The 8,799-nt window shown below is 64.5% G+C and carries 5 protein-coding genes; 2 read left to right on the top strand and 3 right to left on the bottom strand.

The window, feature by feature from the left end; translation table 11 throughout:
• The 3 genes from EBS11_RS09500 to tssK all read right to left on the bottom strand — a co-directional run.
• Window positions 1–1,234: aspartyl/asparaginyl beta-hydroxylase domain-containing protein (locus tag EBS11_RS09500; RefSeq protein WP_290602276.1), on the bottom strand; the 1,234-nt coding region annotated here is incomplete at its 3' end.
• Window positions 1,231–4,308 carry a PAS domain-containing hybrid sensor histidine kinase/response regulator gene (locus EBS11_RS09495; protein ID WP_290602274.1) on the bottom strand — a complete coding sequence of 1,026 codons (3,078 nt, stop codon included), beginning with the start codon at window positions 4,306–4,308 and terminating at the stop codon, window positions 1,231–1,233. The genes EBS11_RS09500 and EBS11_RS09495, both read right to left, overlap by 4 nt.
• Before the next feature lie 157 nt (window positions 4,309–4,465).
• Window positions 4,466–5,812, bottom strand: coding sequence for a type VI secretion system baseplate subunit TssK (gene tssK, locus EBS11_RS09490; RefSeq protein ID WP_290602272.1), 1,347 nt, complete (start codon window positions 5,810–5,812; stop codon window positions 4,466–4,468).
• Between the two features lie 175 nt (window positions 5,813–5,987).
• Here tssK and tssF point away from each other — a divergent pair, with 175 nt between their 5' ends.
• The gene (gene tssF / locus EBS11_RS09485) at window positions 5,988–7,793 is read left to right on the top strand and encodes a type VI secretion system baseplate subunit TssF (RefSeq protein WP_290602271.1); all 1,806 of its coding nucleotides are present in this window, start codon (window positions 5,988–5,990) and stop codon (window positions 7,791–7,793) included.
• On the top strand, window positions 7,757–8,782 hold the full coding sequence (gene tssG, locus EBS11_RS09480; RefSeq protein WP_290602270.1) for a type VI secretion system baseplate subunit TssG: 1,026 nt from the start codon (window positions 7,757–7,759) through the stop codon (window positions 8,780–8,782). Before tssF ends, tssG begins: the two co-directional genes overlap by 37 nt.
• The last annotated feature ends 17 nt before the right edge of the window (window positions 8,783–8,799 follow it).

Raw genomic sequence — 8,799 nt, 5'->3', positions numbered from 1 at the left:
ACACGCGCCTGATCTGCCACGTGCCCATCCGCACGGCGCCAGACTGCACGCTGCGCGTCTCGCTGCCCACGCGCAGCGTGCAGTCTGGCGCCGTGCGGATGGGCACGTGGCAGATCAGGCGCGTGTTGAGCATGCCCGTATGCGGCGCAATGTGCGTACCGGGCTTCAGCCGTGACCACAGGGCATTCGGCGCGCGGCCGGGAATCATCGGCATGGGCGCGAACGCCAGCGCCGCCATCGTCGCCGGGCAGCGGGCCGCATTGCCTGAAACTGCAGCGCCATCCTTCCAGAAGTAGAACGCACCCCACGCCGGATCACCCAGCAGAGGGTTGTTCGGCGCAGGCCGGTCCTGCGTAGCCGTGACATAGGGCGCGAACGTGTCCGCCGCCTCCTCGGCCACCACCGCGGCAAGCTCTGCCTGCATCGCGGGCAGCAGATCCAGCACGGCCTGCATCCAGCCAAACTCCGCCGGATCATAGAACCGCCGCTGCGGCAGACCGGGATAGTAAAACAGCGAGGGTTGCTGCAGATCGATCTCCCGCGTGCCGCGCAGCAGGCCGAGTGCCTCTTCCATCGCCGGAGAAAGCCCACCCGCCATCACCGCATCGAGATGGCGCCGAAACGACCCCTGAGCCTCGCTCATGAACGCCTGCGCGGCGGCTGCCATGCCTTCCATGCCGCGCGGAACGCCGCTTACCGGCGCCTGCGCCAGTGCCGTGGTGTAGAAGCTCGCCGCCGCGCGGTCGTCGCGCGCGCGCTGGCGCAGCTGCGCATGCAGCAGGGCCGGCGTGGCGTACACGGCGACGCTGCCGATGGCCTGTCCGCCCATCGTCACCGCGCGCCGCTGCACCAGCAGGCCGGCATCGCCGGGCGGCGCGGACAGCGTCTCGAAACCGCCCGCCGCAGTGCGGCGCAGGACCAGCGCCTCCTTGCCGATGCCCGGCGCCAGGGTGCTGGCCACCAGTTCGCCGTTGCCCAGGGTGCTGCGCATTATGGCCAGCATCTGCCGTTCATCGAGGTTCCACAGGGGCAGCTCGATGGCCACGGCCAGCTGGTCCGCGCTGAGGGACAGGCTGCGGTGCAGCTGCTGCCAGCGCTGGTCGCGTTCGGACTGGTAAAACAGCACGGCAAACACCAGCAGCAGCGCGGTGACGGCAAGGGTCAGGCCCACGCTGAGGGCCAGCACGACGGAGACGCGGTCCAGGCGCGCCCCCCGGTGCGCGTGCACGCTCATGCGTCCGTGCCTTGCGGCTCGCCGGCCAGCTGCGCCAGCAGGGCGCACAGCGGCTGGTACTGGTGCTGTTCCAGCATGGCGGCCAGATGCGCGGCCAGCTGCGGCCAGCGGGTGGCCACGCCGGCCAGCACGATGGCGCTGCGACGCAAATCGAGCGCCTGCACCGATTCGAGCAGCGCCTGCCGCTCGGCCGCGCCCAGGCGGCCCATCGCCTGCGCCAGGTCAAGGGCGGCGCCGGGCGCCCCTGGCGCGGAGGGTGCTTGCGCCTCGGCGCGCTGGAAGCGCAGGCCCAGCTGCTGCTCCAGCATGGCGAACAAGTGCTCCTGTTCGATCGGCTTGCGCAGGAAGCCGTCGGCGCCCGCCGCCAGCGCTTCCTGCTTTTCTTCCTCGAAGGCGGAGGCCGTCATGATCACGAGGCGCGGCTGCGCCAGATGCGCCTGGGCGCGCAGCCAGCGCGTCAGCGCCAGGCCATCCATGTCCGGCATGCGCCAGTCGCTGAGCACCATGTCGTAGCGCTGCGCCGCCAGCATGGCCTGCGCCGGCGCGCCGCCCGCCGCCTCGTGCAGCTGGAAACCGAGCGGCGCCAGCAGGCCGGCCAGCAGCTTGCGGCAATTCTCGTCATCGTCCACCAGCAGCACCATGCGTCCCCGCTGCGCGGGCGGCAGGCGCGCCACGCGGCCCGGCGCCACGGGCGCCGCGGCAGGCTGCAGCACGCGCGGCGCGCGCAACTCGAAGCGGAACACGGAACCTGCCCCCAGCGCCGACTCGACGCGCAGCTCGCCGCCCATCAGGCGCACGAATTCGCGCGAAATCGTCAGGCCCAGGCCCGTGCCCGCCTGCGCCACGGCGCTGTCGGCCTGCACGAATGGCTCGAAGATGCGTTCCAGGTCGGCCTCGGCGATGCCGCTGCCCGTATCGCGCACGGCGAACGCCAGCGCCACCTGGCCATCGTCCTGCGCCTGGCAGTGCAAGGCCAGGGTCACGCTGCCCTGCTCGATGAACTTGAGCGCGTTGGACAGCAGATTGAGCAGCACCTGGCGCAGCTTGGCGCCATCGAGGCGCACCAGCGGCGGCACGCCCGAGCGCTCCAGCCGCAGCGCGATGCCCTGGCCGCCGGAGCGCATGCGCACCATTTCCAGCACTTCGTCGAGCAAGCCGTTCAAGTCCACGGGTCCCGTTTGCAGCTGCATGCGGCCCGCCTCGATCTTCGACAGTTCCAGGATGTCATTGATCAGGGTCAGCAAGTGGTGGCCGGCGCGGTTGATGATGGCCAGGTTATGCTTTTCTTCCTCGAACATGCTGCTCGAATCGGCCATCATCTGCGAAAAGCCGATCACGGAATTCAAGGGCGTGCGCAATTCATGGCTCATGTTGGCGAGGAAGACGCTTTTCGCGCGGTTGGCCGATTCGGCCTCGGTGACGGCGACGGACAGGGCAGCCGTGCGCTGCTGCACCAGCTCTTCCAGGTGGTCGCGGTAGCCCAGCAGTTCCTGCTCGCTGTGCTTGCGCTCGGAAATGTCGACGATGCCGCTGCGCACCAGGCGCCGCCCTTCCATCGGCAGCTTGACCAGCCGTACCTCGCAGGGAAAGACGGTGCCGTCGGCGCGCCGCACGTTGCGCTCGACGAGGATGGGCTCGCCCAGCATGGCGCGGCGCAAATGCTCCTCCACCATCAGGCCCAGCGGCAAGGCGTCGGGCTGCTCCGCGCTGTACAGGTCGAACGGCCCCTTGCGCAGCAATTCCTCGCGCGACAGGCCCAGCATGCGCTGCGCGCTGCTGTTGGCGTCGATGAAGCGGTCCAGGTCCAGGTCGTAGACGACGATGGCTTCGGGGGCGTGCTCGACGAGGATGCGGAAGCGCTGTTCGCTTTCGCGCGCCTCGCTCTCGGCGCGGCGCAGGCGGCGCCGCTGCAGCAGCAAGGCGCTCAGCAGGCCGGCCATCACGATGAACACGGCGCCCACGGACAGCACGGCCACGCGGTGCTCATGCCACAGCTGCGGCGGACGGTTGACGAACAGGGTTTGCGGCGGCAGGCGGCTGACGTCGGCATCCCAGCGCTGCAATTGCTCCCAGTCATACATGGGCACGGGGCGTGCCGGCGGCAGCAGGGTCCCGGGCGCGCCGGGCGATTTGCCCGCCAGCAGCGCCAGCGACAGCTGCGCCACCTGCTGCGCGGCCCGTTCGATATGCAGGATGGAGCCGCCGAGGATGCCCTGGCCCACGCTGGCGTTGTACATGCCGAAGGCGGGCACGTTCGCCAGCCGCGCCAGCTGCCCCGCAAACTGCACGGGTGTGGCGAGGTTGCCGGCCACGTCGCGGTTGACATTGCCCGCCACCAGCAGCGTGTCGGCAGGCAGGTGCGCCACCTTCACGCGCATCTGCGCCAGGGTGAGGTGGTCGAGATACTCCATGGAAACTCGCCCCTGCCAGGCCAGCGCCGCCTGCTCCATGCTGCGCTTCAAGGCCTGGTCGGCCTCGCTGGCGCCGACGGCCATGACGATAGTCTTGGTATCGGGAAACAGCGCCATCGCCTGCGCCAGGGTACCGGGAAAGTCGACATTCGCCTTTTGCTGCCAGATGACGCCGGCACTGCCGGCCGGCAAGGCCTTGCCCGAGGTATTGATCGCCAGCACGGGCACGCCGCGCGCCAGAGGCGCCAGTTCCGTCAGCAGATAGTCGAGCGCCGGCTGCTGCATGGCAACGATCAGATCGGCCTTGCGCCCCATCATGTGAGTGTATCTTAATAGCAACAAATCGCGCATCTCGCCGCGCAGGGCCGGATCGCCCTGGGTATTGAGGCTCAGGTGCTCGACCATGACATTCTCGCTGGCCAGGCCGGCCGCCGTCATGGCCGCGACATAGGTGCGCGTGTACGATTCCACGCCGGCGCGGCCGTAATCGTAGGCGTTCAGGAAGAGCACGCGCTGGCTGCGCAGCGGCGGCGCGGCGGCGGACACCGGTGCGGCAACGGCGGCGGCGCACAATAGCCACAGCAATGCGCGGCGGCAGCGGCGCACCGCTGCCCTGCCCACCCCGCCGCCAGGCCGCAAGCCGCCCGGCACGTCACGCATCATTCGCCATGCCCATGCTCGCTTTCGCCTGTCATCCCGTGTCATCGATGCGCCGACTGCGCGGCCACCGACACTTACAAAAACATGATAACGTCAACTGGCGGGGCAAGTCTATTGCTTAGGGCAAACATTTGACAATACACCCGCCCGCCACCCATCGTTACGCAGCGGTGCCGCTGATGCCGAACAATTCCAGCTTCAGCCCTTTTATGCCAGCCGGCACGTAAATCGCAATCGCCTGTGCCTTGATCATGCTGTCATAGATACTGCCCTTGCTATCGATCGAAAAGTAGTATGTATTGGGCCGCACCGGCACTTCGGCGGGCACCTGGGCCATATGGCGCAACTCGGCACCGGGCAGCGCCCGGCCCAGCAAGAGTTCGATATTGTCCGGAGATGAAATCTTGAACTGCAAGGGCACCGTGGCGACCAGTTCCAGCGCCGGCATATCGGCATTGACCGCCAGACAGAGTTCGGTCTGACGGTCAATCCGCGTCGCATCGAGCACGCCGTGATAGTGGGTGTTTTGTTGCGCATCGTTGGACAGCGCAATCGGGAAGTAACGCGACAGGAGCACGGTATCGATCAGGTCACGAATGATGCCATCGAGCTTGCCAAACCCGGGAGCCGCGTCCTCGTGAGCATAGGCAGGCAAGTCACTCAGGGTGTATTTTTTTGAGAACGTCATCAAGCCACCGGCCAACGCCATCAGTTTTTCAAACAGATACACGGGGTGGTGGCGCCGGTAGCTGGCGCAATGACTGAGCATGGCGCTGGCGGTGCTCAAGGTATGGAGCATCCAGAACGAGGAAACATCGCCGCCATGAAATTCAACCGCATTGTTACCGGGCTGACGGTGCCGGCTGTACAAGGCTTCGATTTTCGCGCCCATGCGGTCGATCAGCGAATCGAGCATTTTCTGCAGTGCAGGCTCGGCGCTGATGCTCAGGCCGGGCGGGATGAAGGAGGTATCGATTTCAAAGCTGCCATTGCCGGCGCGGTACAGACGGATCACCGGAATGGCCAGGTAATCATTCAGGGGGTCCAGCTGCGACAGCAGATACACGCGTTTCTTGAGGTAAGCGACGTCTATGCTGACTGCCTCGCTGTACAGATCCGGGGTTTCGATATCCGCCTGGACATAGCGCGCGCCTGCGGAGCTCACATTGCCGCCATGTGCCTGCAAGGCGGGCAAGGCGGCATAAAAAGTGAAGCCATGTTCGCTGGAGGGCAGCTTGGACAGGTCAACCGCACTGGGCAAGACATCGCCAAGCGGCGCGTCGAAGAGCTCCCCGTCCTGAAAGACGAGCGACATGGTATCCGCCCGCAGGCTATTGTTGGCCAGTGCATCCGCATTCCAGCTGACGCCATGCACACCCCATAAATGGGGATTAATCAATGAAGCCAGACATTGCAGACGTGCTTCATGGTAGCGGTCCAGCTGCTGAAATTGCTGGGGGCCGATGGCCAGGCCTTCGGACCAGAGTAATTTGGATGGCAGTGTCATTGCGTTCTCCGTGTTGACCGTTGGAATCTTGCTGCCTTGCCAGTCTGATGTGGCCAGCATGGACGTCGTTGATGTTGCGCAGTAACGCTGTTCAATTATTTGCGCAAACGCAATTTACCTTTAGACAAACACCCGGATACTGAGCATTCCACCGCAAAAACACAGGAAAAGAGAGATGGAGGATTTGCTGCCGTATTTCGAGCGCGAGCTGGTGATGCTACGGCGGCATTGCCGTGAATTCTCCGAACGCTATCCGAGAATCGCCGGAAAATTACACATGTCCGGCGAATCTTGCGAGGATCCGCACGTCGAACACTTGATCGAATCGGTGGCCATGCTGGCGGCGCGCATTTCGAAACGGCTCGATGACGACTATCCGCAATTTACGGAAGCCCTGTTCGAAGCCCTGTTTCCGCATTATCTACGCCCCTTCCCATCGTGCAGCATCGTGCAGCAGCCCGCGCCAGCCGCCGGGGCGGGCGTCTTGCACCTCCCGGCCGGCAGCGAAATGGACGCAACGCCTGTGCGCGGCGTGCGCTGCCGCTTCAAGACTGTCTACGACATGACGACAGGAGCATCGGTAATAGAGCGCGTGGATTTCGATACGATGATCATGGCACCGCCAGGCGTCCGTGTGCCGGCATCAGCCAGCTCCTCGCTGAACATCGGTATCCGGCATCTCGACGCGGCGCCGGCATCACTGCGCGTTTTCATCGATGGCGAAGCTTCGTTTTCCGCCGCCTTGCGCGATGCCCTGTTCATGCATGCAGTCTGCGCTTTTGTGTCGATCGACGCGATGCCATGGATGGCATTGCCCGCCGTGCCTTTGACGCCCGTCGGTTTTGCCGACTCGGACGCATTGATACCCTTCGGTGCACGTTCCCAGCCGGCCTACCGTATTCTGAGCGAGTATTTTGCATATCCGGAAAAATTCAATTTCTTTGACATCGATATCGCGGTGCTGAGTGCTGTATTGCCGCCCGGGTGCCAGCGCTTTACCCTGCATCTGTGCATGGCTGGTTTGCGCCCCGACTCCGCTGCGGCGCGCATGCTGTCCAGCACTTGCAGCGAGAACTTAAGGCTGGGCTGCAGTCCGGCCGTCAATCTCTTCCGCCAGGAAGGCGTACCGATCTCAGTCACCCGGCAAAAGACCGACTATTCCGTGCTGCCCCACGCTACCCATGCCCATGGTTACGAAGTCGTCTCCGTCGATGCGGTGCGCTTGCTGCGCCAACGCGGCAGCGAAAGCACGCTGACTGAATTTCGCCCGCTGTACAGCCTGCGCCATGGCGAAGGCGCGGCGCAACAGGGCCATTACTGGATCATGCGCCACGATAGGGCTTTGGCCGCCTACAGCCCTGGTCATGAAAAGAAAATCACGCTGATCGATGGGGACTTCAATCCCTTGATCCATGAAAAGGCCAGCATGTCGCTGTCGCTGACATGCAGCAATCGCGATCTTCCCCTTGCGCTCAAATACGGCCAGCCACAGGGGGACTTGCAACCGTGCGGTGCCGGACCCGCGCTGCACATGCTGCGCCGCCCCAGCCGGACGCAACGCTTTTCAACGGGTGCAGGCTTGCACTGGCGCCTCATCTCGCACCTGGCGCTGAATCATCATGCACTGGTGCAGGAAGGCTTGCCGGCCCTGCGCGAAATGCTGACGCTGTATGACCTGTCCCAATCGGCAAGCTCGCAGCGCCAGATCAGCGGCATCGTCGCGCTGGCGCACTCGCCGACCACGACATGGTTGCGGCACAAGCGCGGCACCTCGCTGGCGCATGGCGTGGAGGTGCGCATCACGCTGGACGAGGAGGCGTTCGTCGGCAGCAGCATGCACTTGTTCGTGCAGCTTATCGATCATTTCCTGGGGCTGTATGTACAAATCAACAGCTTCATCGAACTGGTGGCGCTGTCACTGCAAAACGGAGAGGAGCTGATCCGATGCAAACCAAGAAGCGGACTGCAGAATCTGGTGTAATCCAGCACTTGCTGGCCGAGCCATATCGCTATCAGTTCGTGCAGGCAGTGCGCATTCTGCTGTGCTGGCTACATAGGCAGAACGTGCCCCATACTCAAGCCTTCAGCCAGGTGTTGCGCTTCAAGAACAGCTTGTCGTTGGTTTTTCCAGCCAGTGAAATCGAGGAACTCTCGCTCGACGAGAATGAACAACTGACCCTGATACCAACGTTCATGCGTTTTCTGGGCGTCGGCGGCACCCTGCCCCTGCACCACTCGGAACGCATCGCCGCCCACCGCTTGTCGGGCAAGGACGCTGGCGTCTCGGCCTTCATTGACATCTTTTCACACCGCATGGTTGCGCTGTATTACCAGGCGTGGGAAAAGTATCGCCTGGAATCGACGCTCCAGACCCAGGCAAAGGATACGCAACGCCCCCTGCTGACGGCAGTGGCCGGCATACGGCGCCATGCGCTGCCGCCGGGTGCGGAACCTGAAATCGTGACGCAGGACGTGGCGGCCTGGTACGCGGGTCTGCTGCGTTGCCGCCCCGTCTCCGCGCAAGCGATCGGCCCCGTGCTGGCCGAGTACTGCGGCGTGCCCGTCTCCCTGCAACAATTTGTCGGTGGCTGGGACTATCTGGAAAAAAATCGGCGCAGCCTGCTGGGCAATGTCAACTTTAGCCTGGCGCGCGGCGCAACCATAGGCCTGCGACTGTGGCGCCAGGACATGCGCGTCCGCCTGCACATCGGCCCGCTGGACCCTGCCGGTCTGCAACGCTTCCTGCCGCGCAGCGCCGGCGCGGCGGCACTGGCAACGATGCTGGCGCTGTTTGGCGCACCCGACTTGCAATATGAAGTGCGGCTGATACTGAGTCCGCCATGCATTTCCCCCTTGTTCCTGAGCGCTGTCCCGGCAGAAAGACGGCGCCTTGGCTGGACGACGTTCCTGCAGACGGCACAAGGCAAGGTCCGCGGCGCCGAAGTGCGTTATTTGCTGCAACTGGCTTGAGCAGTTCAACCCTGGAA

The organism is Janthinobacterium sp., assembly GCF_009923995.1.
GTDB lineage: Bacteria > Pseudomonadota > Gammaproteobacteria > Burkholderiales > Burkholderiaceae_D > Janthinobacterium.
This window is presented reverse-complemented; position numbering and strand designations above follow the sequence as displayed.

Excerpts from the sequence above, each read along its gene's own strand:
- tssK (WP_290602272.1), bottom strand. The coding sequence starts at position 5,812 with ATGACACTGCCATCCAAATTACTCTGGTCCGAAGGCCTGGCCATCGGC.
- tssG (WP_290602270.1), top strand. The coding sequence starts at position 7,757 with ATGCAAACCAAGAAGCGGACTGCAGAATCTGGTGTAATCCAGCACTTG.
- tssF (WP_290602271.1), top strand. The coding sequence starts at position 5,988 with ATGGAGGATTTGCTGCCGTATTTCGAGCGCGAGCTGGTGATGCTACGG.
- EBS11_RS09495 (WP_290602274.1), bottom strand. The coding sequence starts at position 4,308 with ATGATGCGTGACGTGCCGGGCGGCTTGCGGCCTGGCGGCGGGGTGGGC.